Below are 16,647 nucleotides of genomic sequence, written 5' to 3'. Positions count from 1 at the left end.
CGGTCGCTCGCACGGGGGCACACCGCGCTATGCGTCAAGGTGTTGGCTGGGATCGTCAGCCAGGAGGCCGTGCCAGCGGCTGCGCGCGTGGCGGCGGCAGGTATCCTGCTCGACAGGGGCTGGGGCAAGGCGATCCAGCCGCATACTGACGAGGCCGGCGGCCCGCTTCGGATCATTATCCGACGGATCCCCGACGCCCCCGGCGAGGCCGAGCCGCTGCTGATCGAGCATGAAGCTCTGAAAAATAGGCCTTTCCAATCAGCCCGCACACCCTGTTGCAAACGAGTGATTAGCTCACAGGGCATTCCGCCCTGGGCACTGGCGGAATAGTCCCGTTTTTGCTTCAGGCAATCTATCGCAGGCCGCCGATAAATGGACACGTTGCTCCGTTGGTTGGAAGGCATTTGGCGTGCACCTGCGGATACCTGTAAATCTCGTGCAGCGAGCTGCTGTGCCGTTCATTCGGGTATTTGCAAAACAACACCAATACGTTCGATATGGTGTTTTGCAAATGAGGCGGGACATGGTCAGACACGACGGCAAGTATGTGAGTTACCTCCGAGTTTCGACCGGCAAGCAGGCTCGATCCGGCTTAGGTCTAGAAGCGCAGCGCGCAGCGGTCACTTCTTGGCTGAACGGCGGCCGCTGGAAACTGGTCGATGAGGTCGTCGAGATCGAATCCGGCAAGAGCGACAAGAACCGCCCTGCATTGCAGCGGGCGCTGGATGCCTGCCGTCGCTACAAGGCCAGGCTGATCATTTCGCGGCTTGATCGCCTGTCGCGCGATCCGGTGTTCCTGCTGAGCCTGCGCGATGCCGGTATCGATTTCGTCGCGCTCGACATGCCGGAAGCCAACCGCATGATGGTCGGCATCATGGCTATGGTCGCCGAACAGGAGCGCGAGGCACTCAGCCAGCGTACCAAAGACGCATTGGCCGCCAAGAAGGCCCAAGGCGTCAAACTCGGCAATCCGCGCCCGGAAACGTTGACCTTCAACAATCCCGCCATCGCTGCCGCCGCCGCCGCCAAGGCCGGTGCTGCGGTCCGTGAACAGGCAGACCAGTTCGCCGAACTGATCCGCCCAATACTGCAAGGAGAACTCGCTGGGCTTAGCGCCAACGCCAGCGCACATGAACTCAATCGTCGCGGCGTTCGCACCGCTCGCGGCGGCAAGTGGACAGCGCGCGCGGTCATCAACGTGCGCGCCCGCCTCACAGATTGAGGCCACCTCGGGGGACGGATCGGAATTGTTTAGCGGGGGGTAGGGAGTCACCGGGGTATATGTCGGGATTTGATCGGTCTGGGACTCCAGTACCGGTCATTGAAGCTTGTTTTCGTCCACAGTTGATTGCCCGACGGTGGCCGCCGGCTGGTGAGAAAATGAATGCGAAAATCGATGCTCCGCTCGGGTTGTTACCGGGGGGCAATATGCCCCCCCGATCAATGAACCAAGGTTTCAGAACGGCGGATCGTCCTCAAACTCCATCTGACGCTCGAGGCCGCGTTGCGCGAGCAGATGCGAACTCGCCGGTGCGTGTCATCGAGCGCAAGCTACGGCTCCGTCAGCAAGTCGAAGAACCGTTCTTCGAAGCTGTCGACCAATTCACCTGCGTTTATCCTCCGCCACAGTTCGTCGCTGGTTTTGTGAGGCAAGTCGTAGAAGCTCACCCATCCGCCGCTATCCAGCGAGCGCGCAAAATATGAACGACCCACACACTTCTCCTCTGGTGTAAGCTCAAGAACGCCATACGGGTCGAGCACCTCGGCCCACCAGAAGGTAACCTCTACGTCGGCGGAGTTCGGGTCCATTCTCCGTCCCGCCTCCTTGCGGCCCTCCAGCCACAAGCTAATTTCTAGGGTTCGCAAGGACGCGCGCTGATGTGTCCTCGGGGGATGCATCGTCGCATCCGCGACGGGACTGACGCGCACCACGGGCGTCTCTGCGGGTGCGGCGTGACGTTCAAGAGAAGGATCAACCCGATGGCAGTGGCTCGTCTAAGGCTAACCCTTCCCAGACGGGCGTTGAGGGCTCGTATGCTTATTTCGGAACGCACTCTAAATTGAAAGCAATAATTATCTGAGCTAGTCTGCCTTACCCAAGCTCTTCAGGTCTTCCAAACCGCTTCTCAGCTTAGCTCCAGCCTCCTTCAAGCTGCCTTCAAGCTATGACTTGGCCGCACTACAGCGCCGCTCGTTTGACAATTCTTGAAAGATCAGGGTGGGCAGAAGACGCCATTCCGCCTTGTCGTTTGTAGCGGCCGGACTGACCGAGTAGGAGAAGACATATCGGAGCGGATCGCCCCGGCGTCCATTTATTCCGTTGATCTAAACGCTTCCCAGCACGCGGGCGACAATTCAGTCATCTTCTCCTTGAGGCAATTCATAATCCGCTGGCCACCGGGGCGAAGTCCTTTGCACAAAAGCTCGATGTCACTCTTGCATTCTCGCGCGATCTTGACGGGGTCGGTCAAACGGTTCTTGGCAAATGCACTTTGACCAGACAACGCGATTGCAATGCCGAACAAGACACGAAACCAGTTCATTTCCAGCGCTCAGTTCGGTTGCACCCGAAGTACAGCGTTGAGACCCGAATTCGGTTCTGTGCTGTCGCTACGGATGCAAGAGGTTCCATCCAAGCAAGAACGCCCATTGATCTACATCAACCTTTTACGCTGGTGCCACGCAGTTTCCGTGCCTTGACGTAGGGAGGTTCTTGCCGTGCTTCGCTATTTTCTCGCTATCCTTGGACTAGCGATTCTGCTCTCCGCAACTCTGATCCCCGATCATGCGTATGCTCGCCGTGGCGGCGGTGGCGGCGGCTTCCACCGGCGGTGGCCTCCGGGGCGGCGGCATGCATGCCGGACGCATTCACGGCGGCGCTGGACGGTTTCATGGTGGTCGCGGCCGGTATGTTGGACGGGTACATCCCTGGTCGCCGTCATGCTGGCGCTGCGCTGCTCGCGTGATCGTTGACCGGTGGCAGGATCGCGGAGCGGCTATGCAAGAAGTTGATGCTGCTATCTCGGACTAGCGTCCAGCGTGACCGTCGTTCATTTCGTGAAAGCGTTTCGCTTCCTCCAGCGCGACCAGCGTTGCGAGCATCCGCCGCTGTTCGTCCGTGATGCTCGGATCGGCAAGCTGTCGCTTGACGAAGATCAAGTTCGCGTAGTGAACAAACTCTTCCATCGATCCCATGAGCGCCTCCCTGTCCCTGCGCGACACCATTAATGATTTCGGTCCGCATGCGGTTGTGCGCCCAACAACAGTCCCACAACTGGGCGGCAGCTGCGGGACCGTTGCCGAGGGCGTATCGGGCCTTTGGTGATACACGCGACAATTAAAAGGCGACAAAATCGAAGCATGCAATTGTCCCGAAGGACAATGGTCAGGCGAGCCGCTCTATCAGGCGATCATCGTCTCGATGAACGCTAAAGGGCCGCTGTTGCCTCACTTGGCCCGCTGCTTTGATCGCCCATAGCTGGTAAGCCTACGAATGCTGATTGACCGCCCGTTGTGCCCGGCGCGCTGTCCACCGCAATCTGTAATGGCTTGCCCGTCCATCGTGGCCCGCACGCGGCCCAAAGGACAGGAGCCTTGTGATCCTTAGCAGCCGCAGCACGGCTCATAGCGACGCGCTTTTGCCTATTAATCATTTGGTCGAGCCGCTACGGTATTCGGACTGGGGACTTCGGAGTAGGACGGGAATGCTTTTCTGGACTGCTGCTCTATCTTGGCGACCTCTTTGCGAGCGGACCCTCATAGCTGTGCTGGCCGTCGCATTATTGCTGGCGATGCAGGGCCAAAGTCAGGCGGCTGATCCAGAACCCAAACGGGTAATGATGCTGCATTCATTCGGTCTTCGGTTTAGGCCGTGGACAGATTATTCCGAAGCCCTTCGCGCCGAGTTAAGCCGACGGGCATCCATCGAGTTTCAAGACCACTCGCTATTGAATGCTCGGCGAAGCAGCGACAAATCAGACGCTCCATTCGTCGAGTATCTTCGCACTCTTAATATTGACCAGCCGCCCGATCTGATCATCGCCATCGGCGCGCCTGCGGCCAATTTCGTGCAGGCGCACCGCAAAGACCTCTTTCCAACGACGCCAATGCTTTACACTCTGATAGAGCGACGCCGCGTGGACTTCGATAAATTGACCAAGTACGATACTGTCGTCGCGATCACGAACGACGATACTGCTTTCTTTGACAATATCCTGCACGTCCTGCCTCAAACAACGACCATTGCCATTGTTGTCGGTGCTTCGCCGAGCGAAACCTGGTGGCGTAACGAGGTGGCCAAGTCTACTGCGCGGTTCGCGGATCGTGTGCGATTTCGATGGTACAATGAACTTTCCTTTGAAGAAATGCTCAAGGATGCGGCCAACCTTCCGCCACACAGTGCGATTTTCTGGATTGGGTTGAATGTCGATGCGGCGGGAGTGGCGCATGAGGGTAACAGTGCGTTCTCCCGGTTTTACCGGGCAGCCAACGCACCCATCTTTTTTCACGACGAAGCCTTTTTTGGAGAGGGCATCGTCGGTGGACCAATGCAGATCGTCGCCAGACAAAGCAAGCAAGCGGCGGAAGTCGCGCTCCGCATCCTTGACGGCGAAAACGTTGCCGACATCAAGCCGACGTTTGTTCAACTGGCCGCGCCTATGTTCGACTGGCGGCAAATGCAGCGGTGGGGGATTGCCGAGAGCAATCTGCCGCCCGGCAGCACCGTCCATTTCCGAGAACCAACCGTGTGGGAACGGTATTGGTGGCAAGTCGCACTCACAGCCACGATTATTTTATCGCAAACCGCGCTGATCGCGGGTCTGCTACGCGAGCACCGTCGGCGTCAACTTGCCGAAGTGCAGTCGCGGCAGCGCATGACGGAGCTGGCCCATGTCAACCGCTTCTCGACGGCTGGCGAACTGACCGCGTCGATTGCCCACGAAATCAACCAGCCGCTCGGCTCTATTCTGACCAATACCGAGACTGCGCAGGCGATCTTGAAGTCGCCAAACCCAAACATCAACGAACTAAACGAAATCTTGGGAGATATTCTTAAGGATGACCAGCGCGCTACCGAAGTTATCCGTAGGATGCGCAGCCTGCTGAAAAAAGCACCATTCGAACTGAAAAACTTTGACCTCAATGAAGTCGTGGAAGAGACGATCGGATTTTTTTCAGCCTTGGCTGTTGGTCGTAACTTTAAAATGGCGAACGTGATCACCCAGGATGCGCTTCCGATCCTTGGCGACCGCATTCAACTTCAACAAGTCATTCTGAACCTTGTGGTGAACGGCATCGACGCGATGAAGGACACGCCGGACGAAAACCGCATCATCACCATTCGGACTTCGCGCGTCGAGAACTTTGCCCAGCTAACAGTGTCTGATCACGGCTCAGGCATTCCCGAAGACAAATTGAAGGAGGTCTTCGAGCCGTTTTTCACCAGCAAGCCCGAAGGCATGGGCATGGGGCTGTCCATCGCGCGCACCATTATCGAGGCGCACAATGGTCAGATTTCGGCAAGAAATCGGGATCACAGCGGCGCGACGTTCCGGATCAGGCTTCCTCTTGTTGGTTGAACTAAATCGGTGACGAAGGCGATGCCCGTGATCCCGACGACCGACGAAGTGTGGGACGTGTGGATGCGGGCACCGTGGGATGAAGCCAAGGCATTGCAACGACCGCTGGCGGACGATGGGCTCAGAAACGAAACGGCGACGCGCGAAGCGCTCAGACCTCGTTGCCAAGTCCGCTTCCAGCTTCGCCGCAGCTTAGGCGACTTACTTCCCTTCCGATTTTACGACGAGAGCAAGGCTCTCAAGTTGGTTTGCTAGCGCCGTCCAGCAACGCGAGATGCTCAACAACAAGGTCCTTTGGCGGTCGAAATTTTTCGGATTGGCGCCAAGAATTTTTGTGTTGTGTGGCGTACGCTCTGCACTGTTCGACTGTAGGCATTTCCGAAGCCCCTTCACCGAGCCTCGCGGCCTCTGCAGTGATGAGGGCAAACACTAGGCTCTGCTCGCAGTTGCAACCTCTAACGGCTCTTGTCGAAGCCGTCAGGCTGTCCGAGCGGACACTTTTTTCGGGGACCCGACTTATAAAAGGGCTAGTGCATCACGCACTGCCAGCGGCCCTGGAGACGGGACAAATGTCCAGCATGACAAACTTGAAATCGAGAGCCCTTTATTTTCTTCTTCTCTTGGGCCAACTGACAGGAGCGCTATTTATCATCTTGGACGGACTGCCCGAATTTAGGCACTTGGTGGTCCATCCGGGTGAGCAGCTGCCGTTCGAGCCTTTCGACAATCTTGCAGCGCCAATAATGGTCGTTATGATGCAAATCGCCTATTGGTATCGCCTGCGACGCGTTCCGCTTCCCCCTCAGCGCTCGAATCCAATCTTGAGCCACCTATTCCTGTTTCTGGGGCGTCTTGCCTTTATTTTCGGTGGCTCGCTGTTCGGCGTCGTGTTCTTCAGGCATTTGCCGGAGATCAATCACGGCGCCGATCTTTGGCTGATGTTCCGTCGTGGGCTGCAACTCCTGGCGTCGTTGTTCGCACTTTTCTGCGTAACACTTGAACTAGAGCGATTGGGGCGCACGCTCGGGGGCAGTCAGTAAATGATGCCGCACCTTGAAGGTCGCTTAACGTCCTGACCGGGCTTAGTGGCGACGCTTTTTCCCCCTTGAGCCCGGAATGATGTGGCTGGCATCCAGCTCTTCGATTTCGGCGTTTATGTCCGGCGATCTGTTGCATTCGCAGGGCTCACCAGCGCCGCACTGGCAGCCAAGCTCTTCGCTCCAGGCCCGGTCCGGGTGGTTCTCACAGACAAATCCTAAGCCGGAGTAGATGGGGCAATTGGATTGATCATGGCAAGGGAAAGCGCGCGGGCCTTGTTCCCACGCGCTCTCTCATACAACCGCAATCGCGATTCCGGGTTGTATTTTCATCTTCAACTAGAACGGCCGCTGGACGACTAGGGAACGCGATGTGATAGAGCGTTCTTCCTGCGGAACGCCTCAGTACTGGGGCCCTTTCAAAAGCTTCGGCAGACGCGAGATCGTCTTTGCACGATGGCGTACCCTTCTTTAAGCGCCTTCAACGCAGCCCAGCGTGGCGAGCGGCTTCGTCGTTACCTGATTTGTCAATCTCTTCGACAGCCCAGGCCAAATACTGAATGGCGGCGTCATGGTGAGCGCTATCGCGTTCTGACATTGACTAACCTTGTAAGCGTGGTTTCGAACCTCCAACGCTCAGGCGCGGCAGTCGGATCACATTTCGCATCAGACCGGTGCACGGCACAGGACTATCAATATTTGAAACGAGGGCTCGTCGCGGGCGAAAAAGCACAAGGAGCGTGCCAGCCGCTGTGGGGCAATCGCGTCGGTTTATTGCTCCGGCGATCACTTCCGGTCAGCCTCGATGAGCAGAGATTCTTTGGTTCCCACGCCGAGGTTTCAAACGGGCCAACTAGCCGGTCACATCGAACATTCGGAAGCAATGTTCGTCGTCCTCCAGGATCGTCCACGGTGGTGGAAACCGCCGAAGGTTATCCGTCACATCCTTCGGTTTGCCGGAGTGCCTCTTATCGGCTTGCCGGAGGCATAGGTCGGGCCTTCCTTTGCAACCTGCACCTGCCGATCACGTTCGGCGCAAAGGTCGTCAACCTTGGCCAGCATCCGCTGAAGCAGGGTCTCGGCCGAGGCGGTAGATAGCCCGGCGCGTTGAAGCTGGAGGAGTTCCTTGCGCTGGCGGCTTACCTGCGAGCGCATGCGCTCAATTTCCGAGCCGACGTATTCGAGTGTGGGCATGGACAGACCTGGATTTCCCACAATAGAACAAAGGCCGAACATCCAGTCGAGGCTACGGACGTGAAAGATTTACTGATGTACCTCTCTCACTCGGCGGGAGCATCGCACCGGCATTGGCACATAGTGCACTAGCCAAAGATGGACGGTCTGTTTGTCTAAGGTGCGCCTTGCCAGTCTTTCAAGCCCCCAAGCTTCCGACGATTGGCGAGAGCGTCGAAGGCCCCGGCGCGGTCAGCTTCGCCGGGGCCGGTCAGCGCGGGATAGCTCAAGACGATGGACGCTGAAGCTGAGCGGCAACGTGGTTTGGAGTTGGGTCGCCGGTGGGCGGAGCAACGCTTCGGCACACGAGCTGGCCACCTTGGTGAGCGGCTCGTTCAATGACCTCAGCCAAATGCTGCCAGCGGACCTGTCAGATCATTTCGTCGGCGGTTTTCGCAAGGCGTGCTGCGCGTCTGGCGTGGAGCCTAAGTTTACCTTTCTTCTCGATGATTCCGGCCAAGCTCTCAAGTTGGTGAGCCAAGGCAGTCCAGCTGCGGGAAATGTTCATAAGCACCGAAGATCCCGCTCAGAAATCTGCCGGTCATTCGCCCGCTCTCTACATTCCAAAGCATATTCTCGGCATTGCTCAATTGTCGGCATCACGGTCCCCCAATGATGCAACTCTAGCTCATGTCCGGAAGCGGGACTCTACGCTAAATCAAATTGGGGCTTCGCCTCGCCTCCAACGAGATGCTGACGCCACCTGATGATCCGCAACGCTGTGCGAGCTGTTGGTTTTGAGGCGCCAATTAAGGCCTTGAGCGGGGCATGTTCTTCGAGGATACGATTGGTCGGCAGATCAGGGGCGCCCGCCTCTCTAGTTCTGATTTACGGAAACTTAATGGATAATTGCCAACGTCGAGAGCATTGCAACTCGTCGCCCCTTATCATCTAGACCTGCTCAGTTGGCAGTCTCTTCGTGGGAGAGACCCTTATGCTGAAAGGATGCACGATTGCTGCTTTCCCGCTGTTTTTTTGGCGTTGTACGATCACCAAGTATCAAACGGCAAGTATACTGACGCTGTTCTTGTCATGGCGAAGCAAATAACGCGTTCGTTCCGTGTCTGACAGAGCGAGGCGGGCTGGCGCGCGTCTACGGCTTCTTCGTGCCGAAACGTCCTGCCCGGCACAGGGACTTTGGGAGCGCCGTCGTCCCTCCCTGGCTGCAAACTGGTTCGACCTAGGTAGCTTTATTCTGAATGGCCGTTGGTAGAGTCCGGGATTTGTTTTTCTTACAATACGCGACGACCGCACTGGAGTTCCGCTGCAGGCGGTCGTAATCCAATACACTGTTGCTTGCCGCTGCGTTATAATAGCCACTCATGAAGTATCTTACAAACTCTTGATCCGCCGGACCATATGCCAACCAAGTTCGGCAGGTGATCTTGTTAAAATCCAGCGTAGCGTTAGGCACCGCAGTTACGCCAATCGATTTTTCCAGCCCCGCCATCACACTGGCACTCGGGTTGGATTGGCACCATCCTCTTACGCTTGTGACATTTGCCCGATGCAAGTCAAAATCAACAAACGTCCTCCGACTTTCATAACTAAACCAGCCGGTCATCCAGGCCGAAAACTTGCTCGACGGCGCAGCCGGCATGGCAAGATATTCGCTACAGGTAATGCTGCGAATATCGGCCGCCGTGGCGCGCGCATCGTTGGCGAAAGCTGAGTAGACTAAGACAAGCGCAAGCAGAAGCAATCTGCACCTCATTGTGATGACCTCCCGAGCGACGATTGGCTACCAGACCAAGCACGATCACCGTGATCACACATGCATCCCGAGCCTACAACGGCATTCGCCCTTAGGGCGATTGCCCTACTTGACCTAGATCAAGGCTGGCGACGCAATCTCCCTACTGGCCATTTCCGCTCAAGCAAAAGTATGTCCCTCCAATGCCAATGAGGTGCTCGTCCCGTCGAAGCGAGGATCGGCACAATGGCGCAGAAGACTGCAAGATCGGGCTTAATCCTCCGCCATTTGTCGGTCGCCAATCATTGACTTAGATCAATGCCAATCCTCACCCGCAGGCAAGCCTCTTCTGGGTTCATGCCTTTAGCTGGATCGGAATGCCGTCCGTCACAATTTTCTGGCAAGACGGCCGCGCATCGCGAAGCCGCTATTCCATCTCGCGCCGGTCAGGATCCCTGATGATAGTCGCTAGTGTTGCTAGTTGATGTCTCGTCGGAAGAGGCAAAATATGAAGATACTTGCGCCGTTGCTCGCTTCGGCAATTTTGCTTTTATGCGCAGGCGAGAGCCACGCTGTGGTGAGAATTGCCAATGATCGCGGCGGATTAATCCGACGTTACGTCGATCGATACGATCAGTTGAAGGACACGGGCCAGACGGTGGTCATCGATGGGCTCTGCGCCTCCGCCTGCACGATCGTGCTTTCGAAAGTCCCATCAAATAGGATCTGCGTTACCGAAAAGGCAAACCTTGCTTTCCACGCAGCTTGGGACCTCGGGCCTGGTGGACGCCATATCACAAATCCAGAAGCCACACGGACGATGTATTTGATGTACCCAGCTCCAGTTCGGAATTGGATATCAACGCGGGGTGGGTTGTCGCCTCGCATGATCTTCCTTCGGGGGCCGACGTTGCAGGACATGTTTGCACGGTGTTATCTGGATGCTGCAATTTTTCTAAGGCTGTAACTGATCAGAGGCCGTCCGCGAGCGGCAACATAAGTGGACAAGCAATGTAAGCTCAGAACCTCTGACAACTCAGCATGCCATGTTACTAGCATTGCGCGGGCCGTTCGATGCATGATGTTCCGTTGATCGCGGAATCGGACGCATCGACGGATCGCGGCACGCGCTTTGTCAGCCGTTATGGCGGCAGCCGGATAGCGACTCCGGCCGCAGGTACAGCGGAGCTTCTTGTCTGTCGTGCGCCTTGCCGATTGTGGCCCGCTGCTTCAGTTTCTGTGCGCCGCCATCTTCTTAAGCGTTGCAATCTGTCGAAAGAAGGTTTTTATCGACTGGGCAGGGCTTCCGAGAACCCTAGCGCCGGGTGCTAGGTCCGAAATGACGCCCGCCTGCGCTCCGATTTCCGAACCTCGGCCTATTCGAAGATGCCCTGCCATAGCAGCCTGCCCACCAACGCGGACGAAATCTTCAAGGACGGTTGAACCCGAGATCCCCACCTGTGCAACTACGACGCAACAGCGGCCGAGACTAACATTGTGACCGATTTGCACGAGGTTATCGAGGCGGGAGCCAGCGCCAATTACCGTGTCTCGCGATGATCCGCGATCAATCGTCGAATTGGCACCAACTTCAACATCATCTTCAAGAATAACTCGCCCAAGCTGAGGGATCGAGAGAAACCCGCCGCTGGTGGAGGCAAATCCGAACCCTTCCTGCCCAATCCGCGCGCCCGGATATACGTAAACGCGGGCACCCAAAACCGCATAACTCAGGCTAACATGTGCGCCAATCCGGCAGTCCCTATCGATGGTGACGCCGCTTCCAATGCGCAAGGACCGACCCGACAGCCCGGCCCTATCTCCACTCCGCTTTCGATCACAGACAGGGGTCCAACTTCTGTCGATGGATCTATGTGTGCGTCATCCGCTACTATGGCGGACGGGTGAACACCGGGTCGCAGCGGCGGCACAGGATAGAAAAGGGCAGCAACGCGGGCCCAGGCCGCATAGGGCTCGCTCGTAAGAATCGCCGCAGCTGTCGCTGGCACTCGCGCAGCCATATCAGGGTGAACGACCACAGCGCCGGCGGACGTTTGATCCAGCGCAGAAGCGTAACGTCGGTTATCAAGGAAGCTCACTTCACTCGGCCGAGCCGTTTGTAGAGGGGCTACACCTTCCAGCAATAGTTCGCGTCCGTCCGCCACACCCCGCGCCGTGCTAGCGACCAGCGCGAGGGAATGCGGGCCAGTTCGCCGGAAGAACCTTGCGCTCCCTAGTACTGTTTCGACCATCCCATCCCATCCCGCAATGCGAGTTGAACCGGCGCTGCCTCCGACGTCTGTGGCAAGCCAAGTCTCACTTGGGTGCCGGTGGCTCTGGAGACGTTGATCCAACGGACTTACCGGATCTTATCCTGTCGCTGTTGACTTGCTGTCTATCGCGGGACATTCGAAGCTTGCCGTTCCTGTGCTTCGTAGTATTCGGCCGAAAACTTGATCGACCACCGGGAGAAGAACGAACGCAACTTCTGCGTGGGTCTTTCCACGCCAAGATGTTCGGCCACGTGCGCGTTGCGAAGCCATCCAGCGAGCGACGCAAAACAGGCTGAGCGCATCAACCCGTGAAACAGTGCGAGGCCGACCGTATCGGCCTGTCCATAACGGTAACCTAGCTTTTTAATGACGTACTGACGCTGGATGCTTTCGTAAGAGCTACCCATGAGCCGAGCGAACGAACTTTTCTTCGCTTGCGGCCACGCTGCCGGATACACCGGCAATACCAGAAGCTTGCTCTTAGCGATCACCGTAGCCAACGGATGCAAAAGCTGCATCCAGGCTGGCCAAGAGGCTAACTTGGCAAACAATACCGCATGCATCACTGTCGCGACGCCGAAAGAGATTGGAAGCCACACTACCGCAGCCAGGATTACAAGCAATGCGGTGTTCGGGGTGAGATGGCGACATTTTCGAAACACCCAGGCCATACCTTTGGCAAAGGCAACGTGCAGGGTTCGCTCGAACGCCCGATAGCTAATTCTGCGCCGAAGCCACGACCAGCGACGGCGCATTGACACGATCCACTTTCGACGCCCCGCCTCGGATAGCGGAAGGATGCCCAGCGCACCGGCGGTGACAGCGACGATCAGGTTGCCCAGAACCTTGGCCGCGAAAAGCGGAAGCCGGACAATCTCCATGACCAGAGGGAACGTATAATCGAGCAATCGCATCAAAAGCGCGATAGTGAAACGCAGGATCTTGTTCGCGGCGATCGCTATCAAAGCAAGTGGAACGATGATCACGTCGTCCAGTGCACCGCGCACACGGCGCTCTTCAATCCATGCTGGGCTTTGCTCATTGGCCACGGCACTACCGGTCGAGACGCGTTTTTTCGCCTAATCAGCTACGCTGACCGGGAGGCAAACTACTGCTCTATCTGAGCCAAGCGCTAGCACGTCATTCCGGTCGCACATCTGCGGACGGCTCGACGGGTTTGCCGAACCGTTGTTCGTGCGACACAAACACCGTTCACCCGAGTTCTACCCGCGCCGCAGGCAGCAGCAATTTCCGTGATCATGCTGTCCGGCTGCGCGAGCATGGGAGCAACGGGCGTGGCTTGCGCCGACACCGCGAGAGACAGAGCGAACGCGCCAATTGCAATCATCCGGATCATTCTCACCTCCTCGAAGAGCGACGAACCCAAGCTGACGTCGCACTTGCTTCCAAGGCTTGAGATGGATCAAGGGTTCTTAACTAACCCGGCTTCTTCAGCCATGTTGGGATAAGTGGTCTCGGCTCCTCAGGCGACCTTCCGTATCGATTCAGTTGCAGTCTGCGTGGAGAGCCTTCCATCATTGGGGGCTGTGGCAGTTCTACTATTTCCCCCGGTTGGCGTGTATCGGGGGACACTATGATCAGCTTGACCCGCGTTTTTGATGTCGCCGTGCTAGCGTTAGGCACGTTCAACCTCGTGCTGGTGGCACTGCTTGTCTTGTCGTTCTGAGGTGCTCCGCAGGCCAACGCGGTCGCCGTGCATACGCGGCGCTGTTTGCGCCTCAATTTCACCATCCGGCTCAGGCTGTGGTTGTATTCGTTGCCGGCGTCTCGTCTGTGATGGTTCTCGATCCCGAACCGGCGCGCGACGAAGCGGGGCCAGAGGCTTGGAGAGAACCCCATCAAACCGGGCCTTTGCGCTGTCCTTTGAGCAAAGCGCACGGGCGCACCATGTGGCATCGCCTGATCCCTCCGAGAACGTCTGCAACGGGGGAAGCGGCGGTGAACTTAAAGCGGGCTCGGCGTCCGGTTTGCCTCTGACAGTCGACGTGACACGTTTCCACCCGCACTTCCGCTTAGGGCCAGAAGAGGTCCTTCATGACGCCTGTGCTAAACCTGCGCTTTCGCTTCTTCATCCGGGCGGTTTTGACCCAGACGCGGCTCCACTCCTGCAAAAAGCCTCTGGATGTTCGCACGATGGCGGATGATCGGGTGCACTCCGGGGGGTGTAGGCCGAGATTTGATTCGAGCAGGTACTGGTGCCGGTTATTGGGTCATTTCTCCGCAGACATCGAGGCGAAATGCCCAGCGGGGCTTCCCCGGGGGCGGAATGTTGGGATCGGAATGGTCAGAGGTAACACCCGCTTATGATTGCCGGTAGCTGCCGAAGTCACCCTGACCTTGATCTTCGCCAATTCAGCGGCTTGGTGCGTTCAGGTCGGCGGCAATGACGGCTGGCCGGCAATGCTTTTTCGTGAGGCCAGGCGGCTTTCACACCATGCCTTGGTTCACGTACCAACCGGCCTTGTCGTGATGGCGTTGCGAAACGCGAGCGGCGCCGTGATGGTGGTAATGGTTCGCGTGCCTTCGCCGACACCCTGAATGGTGAGGTCGCCGTAGTCCATGAAGCGGCCAAGAATGCTCTGTTTGACATCGACACTCTCAACTTTGTCGAGGCTCATCTCAAAGGTGTCCCGCTTGATGAAACCTGTCTTGTGGACAACCCGCATGTTGGTCACGTCGGTCTCGGTGGTCCAGCGGTGAAACCAAGCCGTCGCCGTCCAGTACAAAGCCGCAAGCCCAGCTACCGCCGCGAAGGCCAAGCAAACCGACGCCAGCACGTCGACAGTAAAGAAGCGCCACAGCACCAAAAATGCGACCACCACGATCCACGCAGCGATTGCGGGCAGAAAGTACATCCAGTGTTCGTTGGTCGAATACAGCAACCGTTCGCCGGGCTGTATAATCTTGTCGATATACCGCGCCATAACGGACCCTGAGTTAACCCGCCACCGCAGCATTTTGCGCCCTTTGAGCCGATCGGGACCTTGATTTATCTCAAGCCTTCGATCGACCAGCGCCCGGAAGCTGCGGTTCATACGAGAGCCGCAACGATCCCCCTCTAAAAGGGCCGGAGCGAGCTGAGGGTTGATTGCTATTCGTTTGGATTGCCGATGGCGGTAGCGGTTATCAGGGTTTGCTCCCGATTCCTTCGCCTGGCTGGGAGGCAAGGCATTTGTTTGATTGGTGGCAACCCAGAAAGCGGCTCAGGAAACATTCCGACTACAAAGCGGGCGGTCACCGCTTCTTCGGACCGCACGTTATCCTTGATGAATTGCGCCGCCACGTTCCTCGATATCTCGATGAGGTCGATCAGGGCGAACTGATCTATCCAGCGTGCAAGCGGGCATTATCGGATTTGAACGGTGATGTTCGCTCGGTTTGGGATCACACCCGGTTGGAAGCGATGCGCTATGTAATGATGGTGCCAAGGGCCGACTTTGACTTACTAAACGATGGAGACCGGCAAATCGAAATGATAAACGCTTACCTCCGCCAGCGTCCTCACGACGAGACCGTGGTCGATTTCACCGGAACGGCGGCGACTGATTTTTCGATCGCTATCTTGGCTGGTCTCAATTGGCTAACACATTGCGCTAAATTGGCCGGCGTTCAGCCAAGTAAGCAGTCGGGCACTATTCGTCACTTCAGAAATCTCGTCACGCTTGCTCACAGTTGGTGGTTAATTGAGGGTGCTGGCGAGCGTTCCAGTCAACTGTTGGCGAATGGAGAGCAGCCACCACTCATGTTCTACTTGATATGGTCCGACTACACGAGACTCGCAAAGCAGATCGCTGCCGCCACAGTCTTTGGATCGTCGATCAACCGTGCAGCAAAACTGGTAGCGTTGCCTGCCGATCTTATTCCCCGCTTTGAGGCTGCGCGGGATCCCCTCGAATTGGATGCCGACATAGCGCAACCCCGCTAGCGTTTTGCGCTACGATCCTGTTCAGAGCGATGGCAGCCCACCAAGAGTTCGCTCGGACTGAACTGTTGCAGGCACCGGGTAAACGGTTGTTTGATTGTCGCAGATCGAACATCTAAAGCGTCGGAACGAATTAAACTATCGGATTTTCGCTGCAACGCCAGCGTGTGCGTTTCGGACGAAGGGCGGGACCTCTCCGGGGCGGGATTGATTTCGGTCAGGTACTGGTACCAGTTATTGCCTCACATGATCCAGATCAACGATGCCCGCGCGACGGCCGCCAAAGAAAGGCGCATGCGAAACATCGTGGACGAAGCTGGCGAGATTATTGCGATGGCATCAGATGAGCATACGCTGATCGGCGGTCACCACCGCCTCGCGGTGGCGGCCAGCGTCGGTAAACAACTGTACTGGAAAGATACCGGGGAACCCTTGAAACTTGACCCGTTTTTCAAGGGAAGTTCTCGTCGACATACAGCCTGATGCGCAGGGAGCGTGGCGCGTATAGTCGAGGCAATCATCACGTCGGCGCTGCCTTCCATGCGTCTGATAAGCGTGAGCCGGTCTAGCGCCACTTTTCCTCGCGCTCTCGGCGCACCGCCTCGCTCGCGTTTTTTTCGATTTGAGCCATGTCTTCGATACTCGGCCGCGGAACGCGGCGGATCATCAGGCGGTGCAGGCGGGCAGAGGTGGCCCCGAGGGCTGGATTGCGGGTGGCGGGTCGGAGGACTCTATACCCTCCAACAAAAAGGCCGGCATTTCTGCCGACCTCGTTTGCTGGAGAAGTCTAAATAACGCGAGATCAGTACCTCGCGACGACCGGGCTGCCGTAATTGCCGAAGCGGTAGTTCACGCGCACCGTGAGCATGTCCACGTCCTGCGTGATGCG

General features: G+C 57.2%; 15 protein-coding genes and 2 pseudogenes. 8 read left to right on the top strand and 9 right to left on the bottom strand.

Going from position 1 to position 16,647, the window contains the following annotated elements; translation table 11 throughout:
* Positions 1 to 330: pseudogene (locus C7G41_RS35960) on the top strand (hypothetical protein); the annotation flags it as partial.
* A 193-nt stretch (positions 331 to 523) separates the two neighbouring features.
* Positions 524 to 1,222 carry a recombinase family protein gene (locus C7G41_RS35955; RefSeq protein WP_106946946.1) on the top strand — a complete coding sequence of 233 codons (699 nt, stop codon included), beginning with the start codon at positions 524 to 526 and terminating at the stop codon, positions 1,220 to 1,222.
* Between the two features lie 329 nt (positions 1,223 to 1,551).
* Here C7G41_RS35955 and C7G41_RS35950 read toward each other — a convergent pair whose 3' ends face one another.
* From C7G41_RS35950 to C7G41_RS37555, 3 genes are all read right to left on the bottom strand, one after another.
* Positions 1,552 to 1,809 (bottom strand): hypothetical protein, encoded by a 258-nt coding sequence (locus C7G41_RS35950; RefSeq protein WP_146159875.1) that lies wholly within the window; start codon positions 1,807 to 1,809, stop codon positions 1,552 to 1,554.
* Between the two features lie 503 nt (positions 1,810 to 2,312).
* Entirely contained in the window at positions 2,313 to 2,543 is a 231-nt protein-coding gene (locus C7G41_RS39125) for a cysteine rich repeat-containing protein (RefSeq protein ID WP_106946944.1), read from the bottom strand.
* Between the two features lie 484 nt (positions 2,544 to 3,027).
* Complete coding sequence (locus C7G41_RS37555; RefSeq protein ID WP_158268084.1) at positions 3,028 to 3,195, bottom strand: hypothetical protein; 168 nt, start codon at positions 3,193 to 3,195, stop codon at positions 3,028 to 3,030.
* Between the two features lie 509 nt (positions 3,196 to 3,704).
* On the opposite strand from C7G41_RS37555, the gene C7G41_RS35930 reads away from it, so the two are divergent.
* The 3 genes and pseudogenes from C7G41_RS35930 to C7G41_RS35920 all read left to right on the top strand — a co-directional run bounded on the left by C7G41_RS35930 (position 3,705) and on the right by C7G41_RS35920 (position 6,619).
* The gene (locus tag C7G41_RS35930; RefSeq protein ID WP_106946942.1) at positions 3,705 to 5,579 is read left to right on the top strand and encodes a sensor histidine kinase; all 1,875 of its coding nucleotides are present in this window, start codon (positions 3,705 to 3,707) and stop codon (positions 5,577 to 5,579) included.
* Positions 5,580 to 5,594: 15 nt separating this feature from the next.
* Positions 5,595 to 5,834 (top strand): annotated as a pseudogene (locus C7G41_RS38600) (hypothetical protein); the annotation flags it as partial.
* Between the two features lie 314 nt (positions 5,835 to 6,148).
* Positions 6,149 to 6,619: a hypothetical protein gene (locus C7G41_RS35920; RefSeq protein ID WP_245446894.1), complete on the top strand. Its 471-nt coding sequence runs from the start codon at positions 6,149 to 6,151 to the stop codon at positions 6,617 to 6,619.
* 936 nt (positions 6,620 to 7,555) lie between these two features.
* Here C7G41_RS35920 and C7G41_RS35915 read toward each other — a convergent pair.
* Complete coding sequence (locus C7G41_RS35915) at positions 7,556 to 7,810, bottom strand: hypothetical protein (RefSeq protein WP_106946941.1); 255 nt, start codon at positions 7,808 to 7,810, stop codon at positions 7,556 to 7,558.
* Between the two features lie 1,219 nt (positions 7,811 to 9,029).
* Positions 9,030 to 9,551 (bottom strand): HdeA/HdeB family chaperone, encoded by a 522-nt coding sequence (locus tag C7G41_RS35910; RefSeq protein WP_245446893.1) that lies wholly within the window; start codon positions 9,549 to 9,551, stop codon positions 9,030 to 9,032.
* A gap of 499 nt (positions 9,552 to 10,050) precedes the next feature.
* Here C7G41_RS35910 and C7G41_RS38595 point away from each other — a divergent pair, with 499 nt between their 5' ends.
* Positions 10,051 to 10,509 carry a hypothetical protein gene (locus tag C7G41_RS38595; protein ID WP_106946939.1) on the top strand — a complete coding sequence of 153 codons (459 nt, stop codon included), beginning with the start codon at positions 10,051 to 10,053 and terminating at the stop codon, positions 10,507 to 10,509.
* A gap of 263 nt (positions 10,510 to 10,772) precedes the next feature.
* On the opposite strand, the gene C7G41_RS38590 is transcribed toward C7G41_RS38595, so the two are convergent.
* The 4 genes from C7G41_RS38590 to C7G41_RS35885 all read right to left on the bottom strand — a co-directional run bounded on the left by C7G41_RS38590 (position 10,773) and on the right by C7G41_RS35885 (position 14,760).
* Complete coding sequence (locus C7G41_RS38590; RefSeq protein ID WP_245446892.1) at positions 10,773 to 11,336, bottom strand: UDP-3-O-(3-hydroxymyristoyl)glucosamine N-acyltransferase; 564 nt, start codon at positions 11,334 to 11,336, stop codon at positions 10,773 to 10,775.
* Positions 11,273 to 11,794, bottom strand: a complete 522-nt coding sequence (locus tag C7G41_RS38585) for an LpxD N-terminal domain-containing protein (RefSeq protein ID WP_245446891.1) — start codon at positions 11,792 to 11,794, stop codon at positions 11,273 to 11,275. Before C7G41_RS38585 ends, C7G41_RS38590 begins: the two co-directional genes overlap by 64 nt.
* 143 nt (positions 11,795 to 11,937) lie before the next feature.
* Positions 11,938 to 12,864, bottom strand: a complete 927-nt coding sequence (locus C7G41_RS35895) for a hypothetical protein (RefSeq protein ID WP_106946938.1) — start codon at positions 12,862 to 12,864, stop codon at positions 11,938 to 11,940.
* Between the two features lie 1,416 nt (positions 12,865 to 14,280).
* Positions 14,281 to 14,760 carry a PH domain-containing protein gene (locus tag C7G41_RS35885; RefSeq protein WP_106946949.1) on the bottom strand — a complete coding sequence of 160 codons (480 nt, stop codon included), beginning with the start codon at positions 14,758 to 14,760 and terminating at the stop codon, positions 14,281 to 14,283.
* Between the two features lie 164 nt (positions 14,761 to 14,924).
* Between C7G41_RS35885 and C7G41_RS37190 the strand changes: the two genes are divergently transcribed.
* Together C7G41_RS37190 and C7G41_RS35875 are read left to right on the top strand one after the other, a co-directional pair.
* A complete protein-coding gene (locus tag C7G41_RS37190) occupies positions 14,925 to 15,761 on the top strand; it encodes a hypothetical protein (RefSeq protein ID WP_146159874.1) in 837 nt (278 codons plus the stop codon).
* 243 nt (positions 15,762 to 16,004) lie between these two features.
* Positions 16,005 to 16,241 carry a hypothetical protein gene (locus tag C7G41_RS35875; RefSeq protein ID WP_245446889.1) on the top strand — a complete coding sequence of 79 codons (237 nt, stop codon included), beginning with the start codon at positions 16,005 to 16,007 and terminating at the stop codon, positions 16,239 to 16,241.
* Positions 16,242 to 16,647: the final 406 nt, after the last annotated feature.

The sequence above is a fragment of the Bradyrhizobium sp. MOS002 genome, from assembly GCF_003020115.1.
Classification (GTDB): Bacteria; Pseudomonadota; Alphaproteobacteria; order Rhizobiales; family Xanthobacteraceae; genus Bradyrhizobium.
The sequence above is the reverse complement of the archived record's forward strand: the minus strand, read 5'-3'. Positions and strand labels throughout refer to the sequence as shown.

What these genes read in the sequence shown, in the direction of transcription:
- C7G41_RS38585 (WP_245446891.1), bottom strand. Translation starts at nt 11,794, where the DNA reads ATGGTCGAAACAGTACTAGGGAGCGCAAGGTTCTTCCGGCGAACTGGC.
- C7G41_RS35915 (WP_106946941.1), bottom strand. Translation starts at nt 7,810, where the DNA reads ATGCCCACACTCGAATACGTCGGCTCGGAAATTGAGCGCATGCGCTCG.
- C7G41_RS35950 (WP_146159875.1), bottom strand. Translation starts at nt 1,809, where the DNA reads ATGGACCCGAACTCCGCCGACGTAGAGGTTACCTTCTGGTGGGCCGAG.
- C7G41_RS37555 (WP_158268084.1), bottom strand. Translation starts at nt 3,195, where the DNA reads ATGGGATCGATGGAAGAGTTTGTTCACTACGCGAACTTGATCTTCGTC.
- C7G41_RS39125 (WP_106946944.1), bottom strand. Translation starts at nt 2,543, where the DNA reads ATGAACTGGTTTCGTGTCTTGTTCGGCATTGCAATCGCGTTGTCTGGT.
- C7G41_RS38595 (WP_106946939.1), top strand. Translation starts at nt 10,051, where the DNA reads ATGAAGATACTTGCGCCGTTGCTCGCTTCGGCAATTTTGCTTTTATGC.
- C7G41_RS35885 (WP_106946949.1), bottom strand. Translation starts at nt 14,760, where the DNA reads ATGGCGCGGTATATCGACAAGATTATACAGCCCGGCGAACGGTTGCTG.
- C7G41_RS35875 (WP_245446889.1), top strand. Translation starts at nt 16,005, where the DNA reads ATGATCCAGATCAACGATGCCCGCGCGACGGCCGCCAAAGAAAGGCGC.
- C7G41_RS35930 (WP_106946942.1), top strand. Translation starts at nt 3,705, where the DNA reads ATGCTTTTCTGGACTGCTGCTCTATCTTGGCGACCTCTTTGCGAGCGG.
- C7G41_RS35955 (WP_106946946.1), top strand. Translation starts at nt 524, where the DNA reads ATGGTCAGACACGACGGCAAGTATGTGAGTTACCTCCGAGTTTCGACC.
- C7G41_RS35920 (WP_245446894.1), top strand. Translation starts at nt 6,149, where the DNA reads ATGTCCAGCATGACAAACTTGAAATCGAGAGCCCTTTATTTTCTTCTT.